Below are 23,873 nucleotides of genomic sequence, written 5' to 3' on the forward strand. Positions count from 1 at the left end.
TTTTGTGGATCTACACCACGCGCTGCCTCTGCACGCCCAGTCCCTCGATCCCCAGCTCCATCACATCGCCAGCCTTCAGATAGCGCGGCGGCTTCATGCCCATCCCGACTCCCGGGGGCGTGCCGGTGATGATGAGGTCGCCGGGCTCCAGCGTCATCACGCGGCTGCAGTGGCTGATGAGTTCGGCGCAGCCAAAGATCATGGTGCGCGTGCTGCCGCTCTGGCGGCGCTCCCCGTTCACATCCAGCCATAGCTGCAGGGCCTGCGGATCGGGCACTTCGTCGCGCGTGACCAGCCAGGGGCCGATGGGGCCGAAGCGGTCGAAACCCTTGCCCTTGCTCCACTGGCCACCGCTGCGGTCAATCTGGTATTCGCGCTCGGACACATCGTTGGCAAGGCAGTAGCCGGCCACATGCTCCAGCGCATCGGCCACGGACACATTGCGCGCGCGCTCGCCGATGACGATGCCCAGTTCCACCTCCCAGTCCATGCGCGTGCTGCCCTCGGGCAGGGGGATGTCGTCGTCGGGGCCGCAGGCGCAGCTGGGCCATTTGGCGAAGAGGATGGGCTCCTTGGGGATGGGCATGCCGGCTTCCTCGGCATGGTCGCGGTAGTTCAGGCCGATGGCGACGAACTTGGACATGCCGCTCCAGGGCATGCCGATGCGCACCGGGCCTTGCACCAGGGGCAGCCTGGCAGGGTCGATGGCGGCCAGGGCCCGCAGCGCCTCGCGGCCCAGCAGGCGGGGCGTGTAGTCGTCCAACAGGGCGGACACGTCGCGGATCTGGCCTTCGGCATCCAGCAGGCCGGGCTTTTCCTGGCCCTCGGGGCCGAATCTCAGCAGTTTCATGGAGTCTCCTCTGGAGTTCCTGGAGTGGGTCGCTCTGCCGTTTGCAGGTGCTGTTGAGCAGCTGCGGGTGCGCAAATGCCGGCGCCCATTGTGAGGAATGTCTCGCGAAGTCTGGGAATGACGGGGCCTTGTCGGTGCGCGGGATATCCATGCGCCCACTGCCTCCGATCACGACGGCTGGCAGCCCGATGCCTGCATGTCGGCAAGGCGCTGTCCTACCGGATGAACAGGGTTTGGGAAGGCGATGCGACTGATTCAAATTGTCAAATTTGTTCCTGAATGTGTTTATTCCGTGCCAGCAGTCTGGCCGGTTTGCTTAGGTGGTTCGAGGGAGAGCGACGTGGGTTTTCTGAGGCGTATGAAGTTGGGAACCATGCTGGGCATGGGTTTCCTTGCGGTGATCGTGGTCTGCGTGTGCGTGGCCGGCTTCGGCTGGATGAAGCTGCACGATCAGGGGGAGCAGTTGCGTGTTTTGGCCGAGGACCGCATGGGCAATCTGGCCCGGCTGCAATCGCTCAAGGACAACGCCAATGTGTCGGCGCGGGTGGTGCGCAATCTGGCGCTGATCACCGATACGGCGCAGATGGCCGAGGAGAGCCGCAGGCTGGATGAGGTGGTTGCCAGGAACGGCCTGGTCATGAAGGAGTTGGACCAGCGCCTGCAGACCGAGCAGGCGCGCCGGCTCTTTGCCGTCATACGGCAGGCGCGCGAGCCTTTCGTGGAGACCATGCGCCAGGCCGGGGACCTGGGCCTGGCCAACCAGGGCGATGCGGCCAGGGACCTGATCATGGGACGCCTGCGCGCCTTGCAGACGACCTATTTCGATGCGGTCGAGGCGCTGGTCTCCTACCAGAAGTCCCAGACACAGGCCACGGTGGACGGCTCCCTGCGCAGCGTGGCCGAAGACGGCGTGGCCATGCTGGTGCTGACGCTGCTGGCCGCCGCGCTGGGCTCTCTGGTGGCCTGGATGATCACCACGACGGTCAAGCAGCAGCTGGGCGGAGAGCCCTCCTATGCCGCCGGGGTGGCGCGCCAGATCGCGCAGGGCGATTTGTCCGTGCGGGTGCAACTGGCGCCCGGAGACACCTCCAGCCTGCTGCACGCCATGGAGGACATGCGTGCCGGCCTGGCGCGCGTGGTCGCCGATGTGCGGCAAAGCAGCGAATCCATCGCGACCGGCGCCAGCCAGATCGCATCGGGCAATGCCGACCTGAGCCAGCGCACGGAGGAGCAGGCCAGCAATCTGGAGCAGACCGCCGCCTCCATGGAGGAGATGAACGCCACCGTCAAGCTCAATGCCGATACGGTGCGTACCGCCACCCAGCTGGCCGCTTCGTCGAGCCAGGCCGCCACTGGCGGCGGCAAGATCGTGGACCGCGTTGTGGCCACCATGGAGCAGATCACCGCGAGTTCCCGGAAGATCGAGGACATCATCGGAGTGATCGACTCCATTGCCTTCCAGACCAACATCCTGGCGCTCAATGCCGCCGTGGAGGCAGCACGGGCGGGCGAGCAGGGGCGTGGCTTTGCCGTGGTGGCATCCGAAGTGCGCAGCCTGGCCCAGCGCAGCGCTGGGGCAGCCAAGGAGATCAAGGCCCTGATAGGCGAGAGCGTGTCCAAGGTGGATGAAGGCTCCGGTCTGGTGGGCGAGGCAGGTTCCGCGATGCAGGACATCGTCCGCCAGGCGCAGCAGGTGGCCGACCTGATCGGCGAGATAGGCGCAGCCACGGCCGAGCAGGCCGATGGTGTGGCGCAGGTGGGCGACGCCGTCGTACAGCTGGACCAGGTCACGCAGCAGAACGCCGCCCTGGTCGAAGAGTCGGCGGCGGCTGCTGCCAGCCTGAACGCGCAGGCTGCCAGGTTGGTCGATCTGGTCAGTCTGTTCAAGCTGGATGGGCTGTCCTCACCTGCCGATCAGGCTCCTGTCGCGAAGCCCGCCGTGGCCTCCGGCGTGCGTGGTCTGCCTTCAGGTGCCGACAGCTTGCCTCGCCAGTCCGGGGCGCAGGCCGCCATGCGGGGCGACAGCGGATCGACATCCACGGCAATGCGGGTGCCTGGCCCCCGCACTGCAGCCGAGCGCGCTGGTGAGAACTGGGAAGTGTTCTGACCCTGTGTTCATCGGGCCGCGTTGTAGTACCAGTGCAGCGGCTCGCAGTCCATGTCGGGACGGCCAGCCGCTGCATAGGCCTGTAGGCAACTCACATGGTTTTCAATGCGCGTCTTTTCCTCTTCGGACAATGTTCCCAATACCATGTTGGCCGAAAGCGCAGAACGGTAGAGCTTGAGCGCGTAGTTCATGTCCAGTGGAAGCTTTTCCTGAATATCGCCCTCTCGCTTTCTGACCATGGCGAGCATCTGCAATTTGACGTCCATGTATGCGGATAGCGTCTCCGGTCGTGGATAGCGGATCATGCTTTCCCCGAAATATTTGCTGGCTGAAGACCATGCCTTTCGCTGCTTTTCCTTCATCCCATGTTCGAACAGGCGTTTTGCCATCGTTTGATCGATGTGCTTGTGGGATCTCAACCAGTCGGATATGAAATCCGGATCGTTGATTTCCTGCCTGCTCAAGATATTGATATCGCTGTTTTCCTGCGCGTAGCATCCTTGCAAGAAGTATGTGCTAGCGAACAACAACGACATTGCCAACTGTTTTTTCATCACCACTCCTGCACAGCACAAGATATTGATAGAGCTGGGTCCAATCGGTCGGATGCACTGTGATACAGCCATTGCTGACACCGCCCGGATGAAGATATCTGTCGTTCTTTCCAATCACGGAATTTCCCTGGCCCAGGTAGAACCAGTTTTTCGCATAGGCTGACTGTTGCAGATATATGGCGCCCAGATGATGGGGGAAATCAGGAAGCTGAATGGGATGGGTTCCTGGCCTGATGGGGTTGCCCTCGTCGGTGAAGGCCCTGGCTCGTCCTGTCGCATAGGTCAGGATGGATCTGCTCAAGCTGAACTGCATGCTCGCAGCCGGTCTGTATGCGGGAGGCTGTGTCTTGAGATAGCCAGCCTTCACGGAAAACCTGTTACCTCTTTCCACCCCCTCCTTGACAATGAAGTGGTCGCGCCCATTCGAGGATGACTCCATCTCGGTGGCAATATACTCGGGCAACGCAATGATGATCCCCGAAGGCTCGCGCCTGACATTGAGCCAGCCATCCGTTCCTGCACTGGTATATTTTCTTTCCGCCATTGCCCCTTCTAGGATTTGAAGCGTCCGCAGACATCGTTGTGAGATGCCGATTGTGTGCGGATTGCCATTCAGTTGGAGGAGGAAATGAAGGGGGATGAAAATTTTCAGAATGATCCTAGGATATATGAGTCACGGTGATTTGAGGGTGGAATGCCGTGGTGCCCATGGCCCGCCACTCCATGGGTCGAGAGTGGCGGGTTTCAATGTCTCATGCAGCCGGCTGGGGCGGTGTCTGCTGCGCCGGCTGCCCCGGTGCATGGGCCGGCATGTTGCGCACATGCAGGTCCAGCTGCGGGAAGGCCACGGCAATGCCAGCGTCCTTGAGCCGGTCGTTGACGCGGCGGTTGAGGTCGTGGCGCACGGGCAGGCGGTCTTCGACCTTGCCCACGTAGGCGCGCAGCTCGAAGCGCTGGCCGTTGCCTTCCAGCGCCATGAACCAGCAGTTGGGCTCGGGCTCGCGCAGCACCTGGGGGTGCTCCCTGGCAATGTCCAGCAGCATGTCGCGCACCTGCTCGGGGTCGTTGCCGTGGGCCACGGGCACGTCGATCACCAGGCGGGTCACGTCGTCGCTCAAGGTCCAGTTCGTCACCTGGCCGGTGATGAAGGTCTTGTTGGGGATGACGATTTCCTTGTTGTCGAAGTCCAGCACCGTGGTGGCCCGCGTGCGGATGCGCGTGACGGTGCCGGTGAGGGTGTCGATGGTGATGACATCGCCCACGCGGAAGGGCCGCTCCACCAGCAGGATCAGGCCCGAGACGAAGTTGGCGAAGATCTCCTGCAGGCCGAAGCCCAGGCCCACGGTGAGCGCCGCCACCATCCACTGCAGCTGGCCCCAGCGCAGGCCCAGCAGCGTGAAGGCGCTGACCGTGCCCGCGATGGTGATGGCGTAGCGCGCCAGCGTGGCCAGGGTGTAGCGCGCGGAGCTGCTGATGCGGTTGGAGGCCGACAGCGTCACTTCCAGCAGGCCCGGCAGGTTGCGTGCAAAGCTGAAGGTCAGCAGCAGGATCATCACGCCCAGCAGCGCATCCATCAGGCTCACGGGGGCGGCATGCGCGATGCCGTCGGCGCCGGTGTTGGTGGTGTACCAGAGCACCACGCCTTCGGAGCGCAGCAGCGCAGGCAGCACGGGCAGCCAGGCGTAGACCAGGGTCAGCACGACCAGCACCTGCTGCAGCAGGCCCAGCAGCCGGTGCGCCTGGGCGCCCACGGTGACCAGGGCCATCTGGGTGGCTTCGTCGGTGGGGGCCTTGCCGGTGTCCACTCCCGAGCCGCTCTGGGCCAGTCTGGCGGCTTCGCGCAGCCGGTTCAGCGCCAGGCGCCGCTCGCCCAGCAGCAGCCAGCGCCGCAGCAGGTTGACCACGACCTCGACCGCGCCCAGGAACACGAAGCTGGCCATCAGGGCCTGGATGACTTCGGTGGCCGTGTAGACATAGCCGAGCACGATGCCCACGGCCAGCGCGCTGAGCATGAGCATCAGCACCACGCTGACGATCTGGCCCCAGTGGATGCCGGGCCGCTTTTGCTGCATGACACGGCGAAAGTACAGCCAGGCCATCCAGGCCAGCCCCAGCGACAGCATGAGGATGGAGATGCGCCCCCAGGTGCTGATGGCGTGGTTGTCATGGCTGTAGAAGGCCAGGCCGCCCAGCAGTTCGGCAGGCACGATCAGCCAGGCGGCGCGGCGCACCATCTGGCGCAGCATCTGCACGCGAGCAGCCGGCCAGCCGAAGTGGGCCAGTGCCAGCCCGCCCGGGCAGAACAGGGCGTTGAGCAAGGTGGCCACGAAGATGAAGTCGCTGAGCTGGACCAGGGTGGCGCCCAGCGGCTCCAGCGCCGTGCCCACGGTTTCGGGGCCTTGCAGCAGGCTGCCCAGCGCCGCGGCCGCAAAGCTCCAGGGCAGGGTGTAGAGCAGGCTCCAGCCCAGCGCCAGCAGGCTCAGCCCGAAGTGGTCGCGCATGAAGTCGCCCACGCGCACGGCGATGGACTGCAGCTGGCGCAGCGCGTAGCGGCGCAGGCCCAGCAGCAGGGCCACGATCAGGCCGACGGCGCCAAAGGCCCAGGGATCGTTCCAGATGCTGGCGGCCAGGGCGCGCGCGGTTTTCCAGGGCGAGCTGCTGCCTTCGATGTCCTGCTCCAGCGCCTGCCACTCGCTGAGCCAGGTACGGTCCATGGGGCGGTGGCTGGGGAACCACAGCAGCTCCTTGTCCAGCACCTGGCGCAACTCATTGCCGCTGCGCAGGGCCGCGCGCAGTGCGTCGTCGGTCTGCTCCAGCACGGCGATGCGGCGCAGCAACACCGGTTGCAGCTGATCGGTGAGCGCCACCTGCCGTGCCAGCAAAGCGGTCTGCTGGGCCGATACCGTGGCGTTGGCGGCCGGCTCCGGTGCCGCCACGCCGCCTGCATCCGCAGCGTCGGCCGGGGCCTGTGCCGCCGTGTCCGCGCCGGGGTTCTGGCGCCATTTGCTGGAGTTGAACAGCATCAGCCGCAGCTCGGCCAGCTGGCGCTGCACGGCCCGGTGCCTGGCCTGCATGGTGCTGCCGGAGGACAGCTCCACGCGCTGCTGCCACAGCCACTGGCCCACGGCCGCGCTGCCACCGCCCAGCCGCAGGCGTGCCTGGGTGTCGCGCAGCGTGGCGCTCAACTGGTCACGCACATATTCGTCATTGGCCAGGGTCTTGCGCTCCTGCGCCAGTTCATTGGAGTTCTTGAGGATCTGCGCGGCCAGCGCAGCATTGCGCTGGGCCAGGTCGCGTATGGCGGGATCGGCGGCGGAAGCGTGCTGGGCGGCCAGCTCCATCTCCTGCACCTGCTGCTCCAGTTGCTGGCGGCTGCGCTCGGCAATGCGCTGGGTCAGCCAGGCGGCGCGCGGCATGCGCTCCAGCAGCTCGCGGCGCTGGGCCTGCAGCTGGGCGGCCAGCAGGCGCTGGCGGGCTTCGATGGTGGACTGCTCTTCCTGGCGCAGCGCCAGCTCCAGCAGGGCGCGGCGGTGCTCTGCGCTGCGCCTTGCCTGGCGTGCCTGGGTGAGGTCGGGGGCTTCGCCGGGCTCGGCGGTCACGGGCTCGGCGTTTTCCTGCGCGCGTTGTTGGAGGATGGACAGATCGATGCGCCCCGGGCCGGGCTGCGAGACCAGGTTGGCCTGGTCGGCCGCGGATTTCTCGATGCCGGCCTTGAGGGCGGCAATGGCATCGCGCTCATCGGCCAGCAGGCGTTCCAGCACTTCCTGGCTGGCGTTGGCGGGAACGCGTTCCTTCCAGCGATCGAACAGGCTGCCCAGCTGCTCGTCGCTCAGCGGCGCGGGCAGGGCCGGCACGGGCGTGCGTGCCCTGGCGCGCATGCGGTCCAGTTCCTGGGCCAGCGCATCGGCTTCCTTTGTGGCCGAGGCGGCGGCATCGAGCTGGGTCTGAATGGCGTTGCTTCGTTCCTTGTCGGACGCGGAGCCACCGCCCAGGGTGCCCTGCAAGGCACCCAAAGGGCCTGCTGCCGGTGCGGCCTTGGCCAGGCCCGGGGTCAGCAGGCCCAGCAGCAGGCACAGGGCCCACAGCAGGTGCATCGGCGTGACGGCAGCCAGTTTGCGCGATGGGCGACCGGCGGCAAGTAGGGGGTTGTCGGCAGGAGACATCGGTTCTGAATTCGGGCCTGTGCCGCTGTGTGAGTGCGGACTATCATTTGTCAAAAGTGGGAGCATGAGGCGCTGTATTCACGGGCCTTGCTGCAGGCCCGGCTGGCTCAAGCCCCTGTCCCGGCGCCGCAAAAAGCGGGGTAGTCCAGGAACCTGACATTGTGACCTCGCGCGCAATGCAGACATGTGGGACGTATGAGCTATTCAAAGCGGATGCAAGGTGCTACAACAGTTCCACACGGTAGCGAATGCCTTGCAACTTCGCGGCACTGTTCGCCCTCGGGTGCCGCCGGGAGAGGTCGTATGGATGTCATCAGCAACTCGGCTGCACGTTACGTTCGCCTTCGCGAAGAAGAGATGTCGCTGGACGAATTTCTCGCCCTGTGCCAGCGCGATCCCATGGCCTACGAGGGCGCCGCCCAGCGCATGCTGGCGGCCATAGGCGAACCCGAAATGGTGGACACGCGCAATGATCCGCGCCTGTCGCGGCTGTTTGCCAACAAGGTCATCCGGCGCTATCCGGCCTTCGCCGAGTTCTACGGCATGGAAGACTCCATCGAGCAGGTGGTGAGCTTCTTCCGCCATGCGGCCCAGGGCCTGGAAGAGCGCAAGCAGATCCTCTATCTGCTGGGCCCCGTGGGCGGTGGCAAGAGCTCCATCGCCGAGCGCCTCAAATACCTGATGCAGAAGGTGCCGTTCTACGCGCTCAAGGGCTCGCCCGTGAACGAGTCGCCGCTGGGCCTGTTCGACCCCGTGGAGGACGGGCCGCTGCTGGAGGAGCAGTTCGGCATTCCCCGGCGCTGCCTCAACCATGTGCTGTCGCCCTGGGCCGTCAAGCGCCTGGAGGAGCTGGGCGGCGACATCCGCCAGTTCCGCGTGGTCAAGCGCTATCCCAGCATCTCCAGGCAGGTGGGCATTGCCAAGACCGAGCCCGGCGACGAGAACAACCAGGACATCTCCAGCCTGGTGGGCAAGGTGGACATCCGCAAGCTGGAGAACTTTGCCCAGGACGACACCGACGCCTACAGCTACTCGGGCGGCCTGTGCCTGGCCAACCAGGGCCTGCTGGAGTTCGTGGAGATGTTCAAGGCGCCCATCAAGGTGCTGCACCCGCTGCTGACGGCCACGCAGGAGAGCAACTACAAGGGAACGGAGGGTTTTGGCGCCATTCCCTTCGACGGCATGGTGCTGGCCCACAGCAACGAGAGCGAGTGGAAGGCCTTCCGCAACAACCGCAACAACGAGGCCTTCCTGGACCGCGTCTACATCGTCAAGGTGCCTTATTGCCTGCGCGTGTCGGAGGAGGTGCGCATCTACGAGAAGCTGATCCGCGAGTCCTCCCTGGCCAGCGCCGTGTGCGCGCCCGGCACACTCAAGATGATGGCCCAGTTCGCCGTGCTCACGCGGCTGAAGGAGCCCGAGAACTCCAGCATCTTCAGCAAGATGCAGGTCTATGACGGCGAGAGCCTCAAGGACACGGACCCGCGCGCCAAGAGCTTCCAGGAGTACCGCGACTATGCGGGCGTGGACGAGGGCATGTCGGGCATCTCCACGCGCTTCGCGTTCAAGATCCTGTCCAAGGTCTTCAACTACGACAGTACCGAGGTGGCGGCCAATCCGGTGCACCTGATGTATGTGCTGGAGCAGCAGATCGAGCGCGAGCAGTTCCCTGCCGAGCTGGAGACCAAGTACACCAGCTACATCAAGGAATACCTGTCGCCGCACTATGCCGAGTTCATCGGCAAGGAAATCCAGACGGCCTATCTGGAGAGCTACAGCGAGTACGGCCAGAACATCTTCGACCGCTACGTCACCTACGCCGACTACTGGATACAGGACAGCGAGTACCGCGACAACGATACCGGCGAGGCCTTCGACCGCAACGCGCTCAACGCCGAGATGGAGAAGGTCGAGAAGCCCGCGGGCATCGCCAATGCCAAGGACTTCCGCAACGAGATCGTCAACTTTGTGCTGCGCGCGCGGGCCAACAACCAGGGCAAGAACCCCAGCTGGACCAGCTACGAGAAGCTGCGCGTGGTGATCGAGAAGAAGATGTTCTCCAATACCGAGGAGCTGCTGCCCGTGATCAGCTTCAACGCCAAGGCCAGTGCCGAGGATGCCCGCAAGCACGAGGACTTTGTCACCCGCATGGAGGCCAAGGGCTATACGTCCAAGCAGGTGCGCCTGCTGTGCGAGTGGTATCTGCGCGTTCGCAAGAGCAACTGACGGGTGGGTGCGCCGCCCTTCGGCGCGCCCGGGCTGGGGGGAACAGATGGCATTGCAAATCATCGATCGCAGGCTGGCCGGCAAGAACAAGTCGGTGGGCAACCGCGAGCGCTTCGTGCGCCGCTACAAGGCGCAGATCGCCGAGGCGGTGCGCCGCGCGGTGGACAAGCGCGGCATCCGCCACATGGAGGAGTCCGAGAGCGTCTCCATCCCGCGCAAGGACATCCGCGAGCCCGTGTTCCACCATGGGCAGGGCGGCGTCCATGACACGGTGCACCCGGGCAACACCGAGCATGTGCGCGGCGACCGCATTGCCCGGCCGCAGGGCGGCGCAGGCGGCGGCGGCTCCCAGGCCAGCGACAGCGGCGAGGGCGAGGACGACTTCACCTTCACCCTGACCAAGGAAGAGTTCATGGAACTGTTCTTTGAAGACCTGGCCCTGCCGCGCCTGCTGCGCACCCACATCGGCAACACCATGCAGTACAAGACGCGCCGCGCCGGCTACAGCCATGACGGCACGCCGCACAACCTGGCCCTGCTGCGCACCATGCGCGGCGCCCTGGGCCGGCGCATTGCGCTGACCAAGGCGCCGCACCGCGAACTCAAGGCACTGGAGGAGCAACTGCAAGCGCTGCTGGCGCAGGACGATGGCACCAGCGAGGCGGCGGCCGAGCTGCAGCAGCGCATCGATGCGCTGAAGCTGCGCATGGGCACGGTGGCCTTTCTCGACCCCATCGACCTGCGGTTTCGCAACCGCACGCGCGTGCCTGCGCCCATCAGCCAGGCCGTGATGTTCTGCGTGATGGATGTGTCCGGCTCCATGGACCAGGACCGCAAGGACCTGGCCAAGCGCTTCTTCATCCTGCTGTACCTGTTCCTGACGCGGCACTACGAGAAGATCGACATCGTCTTCATCCGCCACCACACGCAGGCGGCCGAGGTCAGCGAGGACGAGTTCTTCCACTCCCAGGAAAGCGGCGGCACGGTGGTCAGCAGTGCGCTGGTGCTGCTGGACCAGATCATCCGCGCGCGCTACCCGTCCGGGGACTGGAACATCTACGTGGCCCAGGCCAGCGATGGCGACAACTTCGGCGACGACGGCTCCAACTGCCGCAACCTGCTGGTCGACAAGATCCTGCCGCTGGTGCGCTACTTCGCCTATGTGCAGGTGGTGCAGGAAGAGCAGAGCCTGTGGCAGGAGTACAGCCAGGTGCTGCCGCTGTTCTCGCACTTCGCCATGCGCAAGGTGTCGGACGCCAGCGAGATCTACCCCGTGTTCCGCGACCTGTTCAAGAAAGAGGGGGTATCGGTATGAACCTCTCTCACTATCCCGTGCTGGCGCCCCGCCATGCCACGCCGCAGTGGAAATCCCATCTGGCCAGCGAACGGGCCCAGCGCATCGTGCCCTCCGCGCCGCTGCCGGCGGGGGAGCGGCCGGCCGAGCCTCTGCCCGATCCCAGCGACTGGACCTTCGAGCTGATCGAACGCTATCACGCAGCGATTGCGGCCGCCGCCGAACGCTACGGCCTGGACACCTATCCCAACCAGCTGGAAGTGATCTCGGCCGAGCAGATGATGGACGCCTACGCCAGCGTGGGCATGCCCGTGGGCTACCGCCACTGGAGCTACGGCAAGGAATACATGGCGACGGAGCGGCGCTACCGGCGCGGCCACATGGGCCTGGCCTACGAGATCGTCATCAACTCCAATCCCTGCATCAGCTATCTGATGGAGGAGAACACCACGGCCATGCAGGCCCTGGTGATCGCCCATGCGGCGTACGGCCACAACAGCTTCTTCAAGAACAACTACCTGTTCGGCATGTGGACGGATGCCGGCAGCATCATCGACTACCTGGTCTATGCGCGCGACTTCATCTCCCAGTGCGAGGAGCGCCACGGCCTGACGACGGTGGAGCAATGGCTGGACTCCTGCCATGCCCTGTCCAACCTGGGCGTGGACCGCTACCGCCGCCCCTCCAAGAAAAGCCTGGCGCGCGAGCGTGCCGAGCGCGAGCAGCGCGAGGCCTATGCCCAGCAGCAGGTCAACGAGCTGTGGCGCACCCTGCCGGCCCGCCCGGGCAAGGACAGCGCGGCGCAGCACAGCGAGCGCTTTCCCAAGGAGCCCGAGGAAAACCTGCTGTACTTCATCGAGAAGAACGCCCCGCTGCTGGAGCCCTGGCAGCGCGAGATCGTGCGCATCGTGCGCAAGATCGCCCAGTACTTCTACCCGCAGCGCCAGACCCAGGTGATGAACGAGGGCTGGGCCACGTTCTGGCACTACACCCTGCTCAACACCCTGTACGACGAAGGCTGGCTGACCGACGGCGTGATGATCGAATGGCTGTCCTCCCACACCAACGTCATCTACCAGCCGCCCGCCGGTCACCGCGCCTACAGCGGCATCAATCCCTATGCGCTGGGCTTTGCCATGTACCGCGACATCCGCCGCATCTGCCAGGACCCCACCGAGGAAGACCGCCGCTGGTTCCCCGACCTGGCCGGCACGCCCTGGCTGCCGGCGCTGCACCATGCCATGCAGAACTTCAAGGACGAGAGCTTTGTCGGCCAGTACCTGAGCCCACAGCTGATGCGCGACATGCGCCTGTTCGCCATCCATGACGACGCCAGCGAACGCGAGCTGCTGGTCAGCGCCATCCATGACGACGACGGCTACCGCACCCTGCGCCAGACGCTGTCGCAGCAATACGACCTGGGCGCGCGCGAGCCCAATATCCAGGTCTGGAACGTCAATCTGCGCGGCGACCGCTGCCTCACCCTGCGCCACACCCGCTACCAGGGCCGGCCGCTGTCCGACGATGCGCTGGAAGTGCTCAAGCACGCAGCGCGCCTGTGGGGCTTTGGCGTGCAGCTGGAAAGCGTCAACGGCGATGGCGACGCGCCCGTGCTGCTGCACTCGGTGCCCGCTCCACCGGCCTGATCCTCCTGCCTGAGCCAGCCAGGCCCTAGCGCAGCGTTCCCACGTACTTGCGGTTTTCCGCACGCTGGCGCATCAGCTCGCCGGCGCGCTGCATGAGCGGCGAGCGCTCGGCGGGGCCGGCCAGCGCGGCATTCCAGGCCGCTTCGAAGCGATGGGTCCATTCCACCAGCTCGGGCGTGTTGCGCGCCCCTTCCTGCTCCCGGGCGAAGCGGATGATTTCGGCGGCGTACTCGGCATTGGCCGCCAGCCATTCGGTATCGGTCACGCGGCCGCAGCTTCTGCGCAGCAGCACATGCAGGTGCGCGGCGATGGCCAGGAGTTCGCTTTCGGGCATGTAGTGGCACTCCTTCGGTTTGACGATCATCGGGCGCCGGGCCGCTTCGCGGCTCGGCCGTTCATCCACTCAGGCGTTCGCGGTGCAGCGCCAGGTCCAGGCCCTGCAGTTCGCTTTCCTCATCCACGCGCAGGCCGATCAGCATGTCCAGCAACCACAGCAGCACGGCCGTGGCCACCAGCGTGAACAAGGCCACGGCCAGCACGCTCACGGCCTGGGTGAGCACGCTGGCCTGCACGCCGCCGATCTGCGGACTGGCAAACACGCCGGTCAGCAGCGATCCCACGATGCCGCCCACGCCATGCACGCCAAACACATCCAGCGAATCGTCCGCGCCCAGCAGCCGCTTGAGGCCCGTGGCGCCCCAGTAGCAGGCGACACCGGCGATCAGGCCAATGCACAGCGCCGACAGCGGCGTCACGAAACCGGCTGCCGGCGTGATCGCCACCAGGCCGCCGACCAGCCCCGAGCACAGCCCCAGCAGCGTGGCCTTGCCGCGCACCACATACTCGGCCAGCGACCAGGCCAGGGCGCCCGCGCTGGCGGCAATGTGGGTGACGGCCAGCGCCAGCGCCGCGCGGCTGTCCCCGGCCAGCGATGAGCCGGCGTTGAAGCCGAACCAGCCCATCCACAGCAGGGCCGCGCCCATCATGGTCAGGGCCAGGTTGTAGGGCTCGAAGGGCTCGTGCCCGTAGCCGCGGCGCGGCCGCAGGAACCAGGCGCAGACCAGCCCGGCCACGCCCGCGTTCACATGCACTACGGTGCCCCCGGCAAAGTCCAGCGCGCCCATGCGCGCCAGCCAGCCGCCCGGCTCCCACACCCAGTGCGCCACCGGTGCATAGACCAGCAGGCTCCACAAGCCCACGAAGATCAGCATGGCACCGAAGCGCATGCGCTCCACCCAGGCGCCCACCAGCAAGGCGGCGGTGATCACGGCAAAGGCCAGCTGGAACATCGCATAGGCTGCTTCGGGCACATGCGGCGCCAGGTGGCTCACGGCCACCAGGCCCTTGGCGGCGTTGAAATCCAGCCCCGCGAACCAGGCGCGCGAATCACCGCCTATCCACGCATTGCCGGACGTGAAGGCCAGCGAATAGCCCAGTGCGAACCACAGAATGCTGACCAGGCAGGCAATCGCCACCACGCTGGCCATGGTGTTGAGCACGTTCTTGCGGCGCACCATGCCCGCATAGAACAGCGCAATGCCGGGCAGCGTCATCAGCAGCACCAGCACCGTGGCCGTCATCAGCCAGACCGTGTCCACGGCGCTGAGGGATTCCACTGCCACCAGCGACGGCCGCGTGATCGCCTGCTCGGCCGCCTGCGCCGTCTGCGCCACACCCAGGACCGCGACCCATCCTCCCGCCACCAATGTTCTCAATGCCCGTGCGCACCTGTGCATGCAATGACTCCCTTGTTTGTTGTGGTCATGGGGCCGTCTGCCGTTGCCGCCATGGCTGCATTGGCCGGCCTGCAGCGGCCTTGCACAAGTCGTGCCAGCGCAGACGGGGCCCTTGGGGGCCGTGCGATGAAGCCGGAACACCAAAACGGGAAAACCGCGAGTCAAAACAGGGCAGCCGGGCGGGCGGTGCACCATCGGCGTGCGGTGGTGCAGCTCTTAAACTGCCGGCATGAATCGAAGAAATCTGATGTGCGCCGCGCTGCTCGCCTGTCTGTCACAGGCGGCGCTGGCGGCTGCCGAACTGCAGGACAGGCCCGAATGGGCCCGCTTTTTTGCCGATGCCAAGGTCGATGGCAGCATCGTCGTGGTCGATGCCAGAGGCCAGGCCGAAGCCGTCTACGTCCACAACCGTGACCGCGTGGCGCGGCGCTACTCGCCCGCTTCCACCTTCAAGATCCCGCACAGCCTGTTCGCGCTGGACGCCGGGCTGGTGGGGGATGAATTCCAGCGCATTGCCTGGGATGGCGTGAAGCGCCAGTTGCCGGCCTGGAATGCCGATCAGGACCTGCGCTCGGCCATGCGCAACTCCACCGTCTGGGTGTACGAACGCTTTGCCGGGGAACTGGGCAGCGCGCGCGAGGCTGCCTACATGCGCAAGATCGACTACGGCAATGCGCTGGCCACGGGCGAGCAGCCGTTCTGGGTGGAAGGCGACCTGGCCATCTCGGCGCTGGAGCAGGTGGCCTTCCTGCAGCGGCTGTACCGCAATCGGCTGCCATTGCCGGTGGAGCACCAGCGGCTGGTGAAGGACGTGATGATCAACGAGGCCGGCGCCGACTGGATACTGCGCGCCAAAACCGGCTGGACGGGCCGTATCGGCTGGTGGGTGGGCTGGGTGGAATGGCCTGCCGGCCCCGTGTTCTTCGCCATGAACATGGACACGCCCCACCGGCTGGCCGACCTGCCCAAGCGCCAGGCCATCACGCGCGACATCCTGCGCTCCATCAACGCGTTGCCCAAGGCGCCGTAGCGCGCGGGACAAGGTCCATGCGTCAGCCCATCAGCCCATCAGCCCGTCAGCCCATCAGGCCTGGAGGCCGCTTGTCGGCCTTGCGCTCCACGGGGTTGGCGGTGAGCCAGTTGGAGGGGTACTGGCGCATGAACTCGCGCGCCTTTTCCACGCGCGCGTTGAGCCAGGCGTCGTAGGCGCCTTCGTTGAGAATCGCCGGCATGCGCTTTTCCGCGCCGGGCTGCTGGTAGCGGTGCAGCAGCGCATGGCTGTTGGCGTTGACCGTGAGCAGGGCGTAGCTCAGCAGCACTTCGCCATCCGGGCCCGTCCACTGCGCCCACACGCCGGCCACGCCCATGGGCTTGCCGTCGATGCGCGAGATGCGCGTGGGCAGGGCCTTGCCGTTGCGGTAGTCATCCTCGAAAAAGGCGGCCATGGGCACGATGCAGCGCTGGCCATTGAGCCAGGCATCGCGGAAGGCCTGGGCCGTGGAGACGGTCTCCGAACGCGCATTCACCAGCTTGAGCGCGCGCAGCCGTCCATCGGAGGCCGACTTCACCCAGTGCGGCACCAGGCCCCATTGGGCGGCAACCAGCTCGCGTGCGGGCGGTGCCGCAGGCGCGGGCGGTGTGTCGGAAGCGGAGGGTTCTTGCTGTTCGGTGGCGGCATCCGCGGCCACGGCGACGCTGCGGATGAAAAAGCCGGACTTGCGCGGTGTCATGTTGCGCTCGCTGGCGGCAGGCGCCTCCACGCCGAAGGCGTCGCGGTAGGCGTCGGCTTGCGACAGGGATTCGTAGTGGGTACTCATGCGCGGATGGTACCTGCGTGCCAGCGCAAAGTCGGGCGTCAGACGGTAATGGTCCCGGTCAGATAACGCGCGCAATGGCCCGCCACCTCGACGCTGGCATCGGTCACCTCGCAAAACAGCGTGCCCGTGCGGCGAGAGGCCTGGTGGCCGATCAGACGGTTCTTGCCCAGCCTGCCCGCCCAGTAAGGCGCAAGCGCCGCATGGATGGAGCCCGTGACCGGGTCTTCCTCGCCGCCATTAGCGGGCCAGAAATAGCGGCTGACGAAGTCATACGAGGCGCCCGCATCCGCAGGCGCCGTCACCACCACGTCCAGCGGGCCCAGCGATTTGAGGCGCTCCAGGTCCGGCTTGACGGCTCGCACCTGGTCTTCGGTTGCGTAGACGGCCACGTAGGCCTGCTGGTTCACGAGATAGGCCGTGGGTGTGGGCGTCAGGCCTTCGCGCAGTGCTGCGGGCACCTCATCCAGCGGCTTGGCATCGCGGCGCGGGAAGGTCATGACGATGCGTCCGCCATCCTCCTGCGTGGCGGTGACCTTGCCCACGGCAGCGGCCCAGAACGTGATGCTGCGCAGCGCCGGGTCGGCCTCGAAGAGCACGAAGGCGCTCGCCAGCGTGGCGTGGCCGCAGAACGCGATCTCGGTCAGGGGGGAGAACCAGCGGATCTCGAAGGCGGCGCGCTCGCCACTCCAGACCAGGAAAGAGGTCTCCGAAAGATTGTTCTCGGCGGCAATGGCCTGCAGCGTGGAATCGGCAAGCCATGCATCCAGGGGAATGACGGCGGCCTGATTGCCCTTGAATCGTTCCGATGTGAATGCGTCGATGACGTGGATGGGGAGTTGCATTTGCAAAAGGCCTTTGGGGTCGGATTCGTGTGCAGCCCGTCATTGTTGTCTCTGTCTCCAATGGCTGCGCGCGGATTCTACGGTCCGGCAGGATGGAGCTGAGGCATGCATGCCCGGCATGCCGGCCCACGCGGCTGCGGGGCGCCGCGTGGGATGCCTCGCCCCATCCCTTGCTTGAAATGCCCGCTCCCGGCTGCAAGGCTCACTCAATGCCCAGAACCGTTTTCATGGCAGCCCAGGCCACGCCGTTCAGCCGGGTGGAATAGCTGAGCGCCTGGTCTTCGCTGGCAATGGCGGCAGGCAGGCGATAGCCGAATACGCTGCCGTCGAATTCCGTATAGCCCCGCGTCACGCCTTGCATGAAGGTCTTGCCAGGGAAGTCGGCAAAGCTCAGCAGGCGCACGCCCTGGGAGGTGGAGAGGGTGTAGGCGCTTTGCGAATGCACGGTGCAGGCGCCCAGATCGCTGTAGGCCGGAGGGGTGGACTCACAGCTGTAGAACTGGGCGTTGGCCGCATCGATGAAGGCCACGCGCAACACATGGTTGGCATCGACCGGCCCCGCCGCCCCGACTGTCGAGGCGCGCACGGTGGCTGGAGTCGACAGGTTCACCGCGCTGGCCGGGCGGCCGGCAATCATGGCTTCCAGCGTGGCGAAGCCGAAGCGGTCCGTGGCCGTGTTGTTGATGAAGGCCGGCGACCGGTTCAACTGCACCGACAGTGCAGTGCGCATCTGTGCGCCCTGCGGGAAGACGGCCGAGCCCAGCGTGGCAGGGTCCATTTCGATGGAGCGGTCATGGCGGATGCCCTCGGCCTGCAGCGTTGTGTCTCCGGTACGCAATTGCGTGATGACTTCGGCCATGGGCTTGCCGCTGACGTCCTGCGAAGCGGTGGTAAAGCCCAGGTAGGCGGTGGACTGGTTGCACAGCAGTGTGCGCGAGGGAACCCCCTGTGTCGTCAGGCGCGCAACGGAGCTGTCGCAGCGCGTCCATCCGGTGCTGGTGAGCGTGACGGACGGGAACAGCGCTTCCTGCGTAGTGGGTGCACCGTTGGTTTTTCCGCTGCGTGTCTCGAACTGGTGGGCAAAGCCGTCTGCCTGGACGACGCCGTCGGACCTGCGTTCACGCACGGAGTAGTTCTGCGCGTTGCCATAGTTCAGGAACGCCAGTTGGTTCGATGCCACGGCCGCTGCGCCAGGTGCCGTCACCTGAATAGGCACGCCCAACTCAAGCGCGTAGGCGGTGACCTTGGCGGCTGTGCGCGCGGTATCCGCAAGCACGGCGGCACTGGAGGCCGCGTCGCTCTGGTAGTCGTAGATCCTGGCGGCGTCGATGCCGAGCTGGCGGGCCACTGCAGCCTCGGCCACTTCCCTGGCCGTGCCGGCCGCGATGGCCTTTTGCACCAGGCTGGTCAGTGGATTGATCTGCGCGGATTTGCCAGCCGGTGCAGACAGCACGAACGCCTTGGCTGTGGCGGTGCTGGTGGGGTCCGCAGCGTCCACGGATTCGGGTGTGATGCGAGCCAGCACGGGAGCCTGGTTGAAGGCAGCGGTGGCTGCCGCATCGCCGGGTTCATAGGTCAGGCTGAACTTGCCGTCACTGCCGGTGGCCGCTGCGCTGGGCTCGCCCGTGTCGCAGGCTGCATTGGCGTTCAGATCCACGCAGACTGCAGCGTTGCGCACGGCCTGGTCGATGGCGACGGTGCCTGACAGCGTGATGGCCGGCTGTGTCACGGTGCCGCCGCCGGTGCCCCCGCCGCTGTCGGTGCCGCCGCTGCCTCCTCCACAGGCATAGAGGCTTGCAACAAGGCCGCACAGCAGCAAAGGGCGCACGGCGGGCAAGGAAGTGGATGCACTGGGGTGGATTTGCATGGTGTCGGTACAGGAATGTGGGTGGCAAGCCAACTCTATGTGTGACACGCAACAAACAAAATGATGCAATTGCACTATCCTGAAGCGCTGCCGGGGTGGGGCAAGAGGGTACGGCTCGCGCAACACCCGCCCGTGCAGTCGATCTCAACGTATCGAAGAGAGGCAGGCAAGCCACCATGGACGCTGCATACAACCACCTGCTGCTGAACCTCTACCGGCTATCGCACGAGCAGCCTGTCGAACATTTCCAGGACCAGGCGCTGGACCTGCTCAAACCCGTGCTGCCCTTCGACTCGGCCATGTGGGGCTCGGCCACCATGACGGCGGCCGGCATCGATATCCACACCATCCACCTTCACCGGCAGCCGCCCGAAATGCTGCAGGCCTATGAAGAGGTCAAGCACCTGGACACGGCGGCGCAGGCCGTCACCATGCATCCCAGCGAGACGCTGGCCTTCGAAGCGAGGACCTGGTTCAGTGGCCGGCATCAGGGGGCGCTGCGCGACTACGGCAGGCGCTTCGAGCAGTCGCACTTCTTCATCGGCGGGATGCTGAACCCGAGCACTCTTTACACGCGCTGGCTCACGCTGTTTCGCGCCCGCACGGATGCGCATTGCACCGAGGGCGAGCGCCAACTGCTGGCCGCGCTGCTGCCCCATGTGCAGCAGGCGCTGGAACTCAACCGCCTCACGCATCTGGGGCAGCTTCGGCAGGGCCTGGCCCGTGATCGGTTGGGCTCGGCACTGGCAGACCCGCGCGGCATCATCCACCACATGGACGTCGTCTTCGAGCACGCCTTGCGCGCCGAATGGCCGGGCTGGCAAGGTCCTCGCCTGCCTGCGGCCGTGCAGACTGCGGCACAGGGCGGCGCCCATCGTCTGGTGGCCCACACCCTGGTCATCACGCTGTTCACGCAGCACGGCCTGCTGTGGTTGCGAGCGCGCCCCCGGTGCGCAGCCGACGGGCTGTCCCCCCGCGAAGCCACGGTTGCCCGGCTTGTGGTCCGGGGCCTGACGCACAAGCAGATTGCAGTCCAGCTCCAGCGTGCTCCTGCCACGGTGCGCAATCAGATCCGCTCCATCTACGAAAAGCTGGGCATTGCCAACGTGGCATCGCTTGCCGAGGCACTCCGGCTGATGGATTGAGGCCAAGGCCCAGGAAAACCCTGGTGTAGTTTGCAAGTGCTTGTGAAAAATAGAATGAAGATTCGTTCTACGATCATTTCCCATGCAAGACGAGGCCTGGACCTTCTTTCCGCATGCGGGATCGCGCCATGTGCAGACGCTGCGCGTGGCGCTCAGGCTGTTCGTGGAGCGGGGCTTCTTCAATACCTCGATACAGGACCTGTGCGCCGAGGCCGGCGTGTCCATCGGTTTCTTCTACAACCACTTTGCCGACAAGGAAGGCATTGCGCGCGAGCTGTACCGGCATTTGCTGGCGCGCATGAATGTGCTGCTCGACGATATCGAGGAGCGGCACGCGGGCAGCGCCCAGCGCTGCCGCGAGGTGCTGCGCATGCTGTTCGGGCTGGCCGAGGCCGAGCCCGAGGCCATGGGCTTCGTGGTCAATGCGCGCCACCGCGAGTTTCTGCCCGACGAGCAGGCCATCTGCTCGGCCTCGGCCTTCGTGCGCATGCGCGGCTTCGTGTTCGCCGGCATGACCGATGGCGAGATCCGCCAGATGGAGCCCATGGTGGCGGCCAGCCTGATGTACGGCAGCGCGATCCGCATGATCTGCCTGCGGCTGGACGGCATCATCGACACGCCCATAGAGCCCCTGTTCGACGCGCTCTGGGACGGGGTGTGGCGATCGCTCAAGCCTGACTGAGCGGCGCATTTTCCGGCGCTGGCGCCGTGCGGCGCCAGCGGTTGTTCCACTGAGGCGAAAGCACAAGGAGTAGCAGGGATGGCGCATCACATCTTGATCATCGGAGGGGGCATTGGCGGCACCATGACCGCCAACCACCTGGTCAGCAAGCTGTATCCGGAGGTGGTCACGGGCAAGGTGCGCATCACCATGCTGTCGAACTCGCCCTGGCACTACTACAAGCCGGCCTTCATGTACGTGGCCTTCAATGCCTTCTTCCGCGACGAGTTGCGGCGCAGGCAGCGCGGCCTGCTGCGGCCCGAGATCGACTTCCAGGTGGAAGAGGTGGAACGCTTCGACTTTGCGCTGCAATCCGTGCACTGCAGGAGCGGCAAGCGCTTCGGCTACGACCATCTGGTGATCTCCACGGGCTGCGTGCCCTCGCCCGAGCGCATCGAAGGCCTGGCCGAGGCCGGCGACCACTTCTACCAGCACGCGCCCGCGCGGCAGCTGGCCGACAAGCTGTCGCGCATAGAAAAGGGCCGCATCTTCGTCACCGTCACCTTTCCCAAGACGCCCCATGTGCCGCACCAGTGCGGCATCGCGCCCATAGAGACCACGCTGATGCTGGACGACCTGCTGCGCCGGCGCGGCGTGCGCGACAAGGTGGAGATCGTCTACACCTATCCCACGGTCTCGCAGCTGCTGCGCAACTGCCTGTTCCTGCAGAAGGACACCTGCGAGATCCTGCCCACGGTGTTCGAGCAGCGCGGCATTCGCCACCAGCGCGGCTTCACGCTGGCGCGCGTGGACCCCGAGGCCAAGGTGGCCCACTCGGAAGAGGGCCAGGCCGAGGACTTCGACATCCTCATGGCCACGCCGCCCATACGCGCCGTGCAGGCCGTGCGCGACTGCGGCCTGTCGCAGGCGCAGGACGGCGAGGGCTGGCTGCCCACCGACCACGAGACCATGCAGGTGCTGGGCCAGAGCCATGTCTATGTGCTGGGCGATACGGTGGACCTGCCGGTGAGCAAGGCCGGCGGCGCCTGCCACAACCAGTCGCCCGTGGTGGTGAACAACATCGCCTCGCAGATCCGCTTCGGCCGCACCAGCGATGCCTACGACGGGCGCGTGGTGGCCATCGCCCAGATGGGCCTGGACGGCGGCATGCCGCTTTGGTACGACTACCAGGTCGACGTCAAGCCTACGCCGCCGACCAAGGTCGGCTCGATGATGCGCAAGGGCTTCAACCGCGGCATGTACTGGGCCGTGGCCCGCGCCCTGGTCTGAGGCCAGGGCCTTTGCATTGTCATTCCAAGCACGAAGACAAGGAGCACCGAGATGAACATCGCTTCCGACATTCCCGTGGCGCAGCCCGCCGCCGGCGGCCTGCTGCAGGACGACGCCGCGCTGCAGGGGCTGGCCGAACTGATGGGCAAGCTGGAGCCGCTGCTGGCGGGCCGGCGCCTGAACCGCGTGGTCGATCTGCTGTCGGCCACGGCGGACCTGGTGGACATGGCAGACGACTACATGGTCGAGAAGGTCGCCAAGGCCTTCGAGGATGGCGTGGGCGGGGCCTGGGCCGCGGGCAATGCCGCGCGCATGGCGGCGGCCCAGGTGCAGGCCATGGAGGAAACGCCCACCCTGATCGGCCTGATGCGCATGGCACGCGAGCCCGATGTGCGGCGCGGCCTGGCCTTCATGCTGGCCATGGCCGGCGCGCTGGGGCGCCAGCATGCCCACGATCCCATCGACTACGCGGCGGACTGAAACCCAGGGCCGAGCCACGGCCGCCCGGCAGCGCACGGGCTGCGGTGGTACAAACGCCGGGGGCGGATGTGATCCGCCCCTTTTCTTTTTGCCCATTGCCCGCCATGCCTTCTTCCTGTTCCTTGCCGGTGCTGCCGGCCGCTGTCCCTGACCATTGCAGGCCCCGCCGCACCGAGGGCAGGGCATGACCGCGCAGCACCTGAGCCGTGGCGACTGGGCGCGTGCGCTGCTGGTCATCCTGATCTGGGGCACCAACTTCGTGGCCATGAAGTTCGGTCTGCTGACGCTGTCGCCCATGCTGCTGAGCGCGCTGCGCTTCGTGGTGGCGTCGCTGCCCTTTTTGCTGTTCGTGCGCCCGCCCAAGTCGGTGGGCTGGCGCTATCTGGCCGCCTATGGGTTGGTGCAGGGCGTGGGCCAGTTCGGCATGCTGTTCCTGGGCCTGAAGCTGGGCATGCCGGCGGGCATGGCCTCGGTGGTGCTGCAGACGCAGGCCTTCGTCACGCTGCTGCTGGCCGCCTCCCTGCTGGGCGAGCCCGCGCGCCTGTGGCATTGGCTGGGCCTGGTGGTGTCGCTGGGCGGGCTGGTGGCCATTGGCAGCGCCCATGGCGAAGGCGACAACGCCATGACGCTGGCCGGCTTTTTGCTGACCGTGGGCGCAGCCTGCATGTGGGCCGTGTCCAACATGATCACGCGCTATGCGGCGCGCAGCGGCCCCTACGAGCCTTTCCCCTTCATCGTCTGGAGCAGCATCTTCCCCATTGCGCCGCTGATGGCCCTGGCCGTCTGGACCGATGGCGCGGATACGGTCGTGCAGCAACTGGCGGGGATCGACCTGACCGCCGTGGCCTCCATCCTGTACCTGGCGCTGCTGGCCACGCTGCTGGGCTACGGCCTGTGGACGCGCCTGCTGCAGCGCTATGCGGCCGGCACGGTGGCGCCGCTGTCTCTGATGGTGCCCGTGGTGGGCCTGGTCTCGGCCATGCTGCTGCTGGGCGAACGGCCTACCTTGATGCAGTGGATGGGCACGCTGGCCGTGCTGGCGGGCATGGTGATCAACCAGTTCGGCGGGCGCTGGCTGGCGGGGCGGGCGCGATAGGGGAAAAGGCGCCAGGGAGATGGTCGGGGCCGGTGGCAGGAGGCCGGCTTTGCATTTCTTTAAATGACTCGGGTAATAAAAATCATTATCATTCCTGCT

Annotated in this window: 19 protein-coding genes; 10 read left to right on the top strand and 9 right to left on the bottom strand. The window is 66.0% G+C overall.

The annotated features are described in order from the left end of the window. Positions 1–10: 10 nt before the first annotated feature. Positions 11–850, bottom strand: coding sequence for a fumarylacetoacetate hydrolase family protein (locus PO605_RS02205; protein ID WP_047469858.1), 840 nt, complete (start codon positions 848–850; stop codon positions 11–13). A gap of 358 nt (positions 851–1,208) precedes the next feature. Here PO605_RS02205 and PO605_RS02210 point away from each other — a divergent pair, with 358 nt between their 5' ends. After that, positions 1,209–2,957, top strand: coding sequence for a methyl-accepting chemotaxis protein (locus tag PO605_RS02210; protein ID WP_082001489.1), 1,749 nt, complete (start codon positions 1,209–1,211; stop codon positions 2,955–2,957). Between the two features lie 8 nt (positions 2,958–2,965). Here PO605_RS02210 and PO605_RS02215 read toward each other — a convergent pair whose 3' ends face one another. The 3 genes from PO605_RS02215 to PO605_RS02225 all read right to left on the bottom strand — a co-directional run bounded on the left by PO605_RS02215 (position 2,966) and on the right by PO605_RS02225 (position 7,605). Continuing rightward, complete coding sequence (locus PO605_RS02215) at positions 2,966–3,511, bottom strand: hypothetical protein (RefSeq protein ID WP_047469861.1); 546 nt, start codon at positions 3,509–3,511, stop codon at positions 2,966–2,968. Beyond that, the gene (locus tag PO605_RS02220) at positions 3,474–4,055 is read right to left on the bottom strand and encodes a hypothetical protein (RefSeq protein ID WP_156135990.1); all 582 of its coding nucleotides are present in this window, start codon (positions 4,053–4,055) and stop codon (positions 3,474–3,476) included. The genes PO605_RS02215 and PO605_RS02220 overlap by 38 nt, the downstream gene beginning before the upstream one ends. Positions 4,056–4,263: 208 nt before the next feature. Beyond that, positions 4,264–7,605 carry a mechanosensitive ion channel domain-containing protein gene (locus PO605_RS02225; RefSeq protein ID WP_047469864.1) on the bottom strand — a complete coding sequence of 1,114 codons (3,342 nt, stop codon included), beginning with the start codon at positions 7,603–7,605 and terminating at the stop codon, positions 4,264–4,266. Between the two features lie 372 nt (positions 7,606–7,977). Here PO605_RS02225 and PO605_RS02230 point away from each other — a divergent pair, with 372 nt between their 5' ends. The 3 genes from PO605_RS02230 to PO605_RS02240 are packed head-to-tail and all read left to right on the top strand — an operon-like array spanning position 7,978 to position 12,840. Beyond that, complete coding sequence (locus tag PO605_RS02230) at positions 7,978–9,900, top strand: PrkA family serine protein kinase (RefSeq protein ID WP_016449756.1); 1,923 nt, start codon at positions 7,978–7,980, stop codon at positions 9,898–9,900. A gap of 46 nt (positions 9,901–9,946) precedes the next feature. Further along, positions 9,947–11,215 (top strand): YeaH/YhbH family protein, encoded by a 1,269-nt coding sequence (locus PO605_RS02235; protein WP_016449755.1) that lies wholly within the window; start codon positions 9,947–9,949, stop codon positions 11,213–11,215. Further along, positions 11,212–12,840 (top strand): SpoVR family protein, encoded by a 1,629-nt coding sequence (locus PO605_RS02240; protein ID WP_047469867.1) that lies wholly within the window; start codon positions 11,212–11,214, stop codon positions 12,838–12,840. The genes PO605_RS02235 and PO605_RS02240 overlap by 4 nt, the downstream gene beginning before the upstream one ends. A 25-nt stretch (positions 12,841–12,865) precedes the next feature. Here PO605_RS02240 and PO605_RS02245 read toward each other — a convergent pair whose 3' ends face one another. Continuing rightward, entirely contained in the window at positions 12,866–13,174 is a 309-nt protein-coding gene (locus tag PO605_RS02245; RefSeq protein WP_047469896.1) for a hypothetical protein, read from the bottom strand. 61 nt (positions 13,175–13,235) lie between these two features. After that, complete coding sequence (locus PO605_RS02250) at positions 13,236–14,576, bottom strand: ammonium transporter (RefSeq protein WP_047469870.1); 1,341 nt, start codon at positions 14,574–14,576, stop codon at positions 13,236–13,238. A 229-nt stretch (positions 14,577–14,805) separates the two neighbouring features. On the opposite strand from PO605_RS02250, the gene blaOXA reads away from it, so the two are divergent. Next, on the top strand, positions 14,806–15,606 hold the full coding sequence (gene blaOXA / locus PO605_RS02255; protein WP_272205937.1) for a class D beta-lactamase: 801 nt from the start codon (positions 14,806–14,808) through the stop codon (positions 15,604–15,606). Between the two features lie 46 nt (positions 15,607–15,652). Here the strand turns inward: blaOXA and PO605_RS02260 are convergent, their stop codons facing one another. From PO605_RS02260 to PO605_RS02270, 3 genes are all read right to left on the bottom strand, one after another. Further along, entirely contained in the window at positions 15,653–16,393 is a 741-nt protein-coding gene (locus tag PO605_RS02260) for an SOS response-associated peptidase (RefSeq protein WP_034399783.1), read from the bottom strand. A 38-nt stretch (positions 16,394–16,431) separates the two neighbouring features. Beyond that, the gene (locus PO605_RS02265; protein ID WP_047469876.1) at positions 16,432–17,235 is read right to left on the bottom strand and encodes a PhzF family phenazine biosynthesis protein; all 804 of its coding nucleotides are present in this window, start codon (positions 17,233–17,235) and stop codon (positions 16,432–16,434) included. A 202-nt stretch (positions 17,236–17,437) separates the two neighbouring features. Further along, positions 17,438–19,102: a hypothetical protein gene (locus PO605_RS02270; protein ID WP_047469879.1), complete on the bottom strand. Its 1,665-nt coding sequence runs from the start codon at positions 19,100–19,102 to the stop codon at positions 17,438–17,440. Between the two features lie 176 nt (positions 19,103–19,278). Between PO605_RS02270 and PO605_RS02275 the strand changes: the two genes are divergently transcribed. The 5 genes from PO605_RS02275 to PO605_RS02295 all read left to right on the top strand — a co-directional run bounded on the left by PO605_RS02275 (position 19,279) and on the right by PO605_RS02295 (position 23,774). Continuing rightward, complete coding sequence (locus PO605_RS02275; protein ID WP_016449747.1) at positions 19,279–20,247, top strand: helix-turn-helix transcriptional regulator; 969 nt, start codon at positions 19,279–19,281, stop codon at positions 20,245–20,247. A gap of 82 nt (positions 20,248–20,329) precedes the next feature. After that, positions 20,330–20,929, top strand: a complete 600-nt coding sequence (locus tag PO605_RS02280) for a TetR/AcrR family transcriptional regulator (protein WP_012204257.1) — start codon at positions 20,330–20,332, stop codon at positions 20,927–20,929. A gap of 78 nt (positions 20,930–21,007) precedes the next feature. After that, on the top strand, positions 21,008–22,198 hold the full coding sequence (locus PO605_RS02285; protein WP_272205939.1) for an NAD(P)/FAD-dependent oxidoreductase: 1,191 nt from the start codon (positions 21,008–21,010) through the stop codon (positions 22,196–22,198). Between the two features lie 51 nt (positions 22,199–22,249). After that, a complete protein-coding gene (locus tag PO605_RS02290; RefSeq protein ID WP_012204259.1) occupies positions 22,250–22,678 on the top strand; it encodes a DUF1641 domain-containing protein in 429 nt (142 codons plus the stop codon). Positions 22,679–22,862: 184 nt separating this feature from the next. Then, a complete protein-coding gene (locus tag PO605_RS02295) occupies positions 22,863–23,774 on the top strand; it encodes an EamA family transporter (RefSeq protein ID WP_047469887.1) in 912 nt (303 codons plus the stop codon). Positions 23,775–23,873: the final 99 nt, after the last annotated feature.

It is taken from the genome of Delftia sp. DT-2 (assembly GCF_028401915.1).
GTDB classification, from domain to species: Bacteria; Pseudomonadota; Gammaproteobacteria; order Burkholderiales; family Burkholderiaceae_C; genus Comamonas; species Comamonas tsuruhatensis.

Coding starts and splice junctions, on each gene's coding strand:
- PO605_RS02205 (WP_047469858.1), bottom strand. CDS start 850: ATGAAACTGCTGAGATTCGGCCCCGAGGGCCAGGAAAAGCCCGGCCTG.
- PO605_RS02210 (WP_082001489.1), top strand. CDS start 1,209: ATGAAGTTGGGAACCATGCTGGGCATGGGTTTCCTTGCGGTGATCGTG.
- PO605_RS02215 (WP_047469861.1), bottom strand. CDS start 3,511: ATGAAAAAACAGTTGGCAATGTCGTTGTTGTTCGCTAGCACATACTTC.
- PO605_RS02220 (WP_156135990.1), bottom strand. CDS start 4,055: ATGGCGGAAAGAAAATATACCAGTGCAGGAACGGATGGCTGGCTCAAT.
- PO605_RS02225 (WP_047469864.1), bottom strand. CDS start 7,605: ATGCACCTGCTGTGGGCCCTGTGCCTGCTGCTGGGCCTGCTGACCCCG.
- PO605_RS02230 (WP_016449756.1), top strand. CDS start 7,978: ATGGATGTCATCAGCAACTCGGCTGCACGTTACGTTCGCCTTCGCGAA.
- PO605_RS02235 (WP_016449755.1), top strand. CDS start 9,947: ATGGCATTGCAAATCATCGATCGCAGGCTGGCCGGCAAGAACAAGTCG.
- PO605_RS02240 (WP_047469867.1), top strand. CDS start 11,212: ATGAACCTCTCTCACTATCCCGTGCTGGCGCCCCGCCATGCCACGCCG.
- PO605_RS02245 (WP_047469896.1), bottom strand. CDS start 13,174: ATGCCCGAAAGCGAACTCCTGGCCATCGCCGCGCACCTGCATGTGCTG.
- PO605_RS02250 (WP_047469870.1), bottom strand. CDS start 14,576: ATGCACAGGTGCGCACGGGCATTGAGAACATTGGTGGCGGGAGGATGG.
- blaOXA (WP_272205937.1), top strand. CDS start 14,806: ATGAATCGAAGAAATCTGATGTGCGCCGCGCTGCTCGCCTGTCTGTCA.
- PO605_RS02260 (WP_034399783.1), bottom strand. CDS start 16,393: ATGAGTACCCACTACGAATCCCTGTCGCAAGCCGACGCCTACCGCGAC.
- PO605_RS02265 (WP_047469876.1), bottom strand. CDS start 17,235: ATGCAACTCCCCATCCACGTCATCGACGCATTCACATCGGAACGATTC.
- PO605_RS02270 (WP_047469879.1), bottom strand. CDS start 19,102: ATGCAAATCCACCCCAGTGCATCCACTTCCTTGCCCGCCGTGCGCCCT.
- PO605_RS02275 (WP_016449747.1), top strand. CDS start 19,279: ATGGACGCTGCATACAACCACCTGCTGCTGAACCTCTACCGGCTATCG.
- PO605_RS02280 (WP_012204257.1), top strand. CDS start 20,330: ATGCAAGACGAGGCCTGGACCTTCTTTCCGCATGCGGGATCGCGCCAT.
- PO605_RS02285 (WP_272205939.1), top strand. CDS start 21,008: ATGGCGCATCACATCTTGATCATCGGAGGGGGCATTGGCGGCACCATG.
- PO605_RS02290 (WP_012204259.1), top strand. CDS start 22,250: ATGAACATCGCTTCCGACATTCCCGTGGCGCAGCCCGCCGCCGGCGGC.
- PO605_RS02295 (WP_047469887.1), top strand. CDS start 22,863: ATGACCGCGCAGCACCTGAGCCGTGGCGACTGGGCGCGTGCGCTGCTG.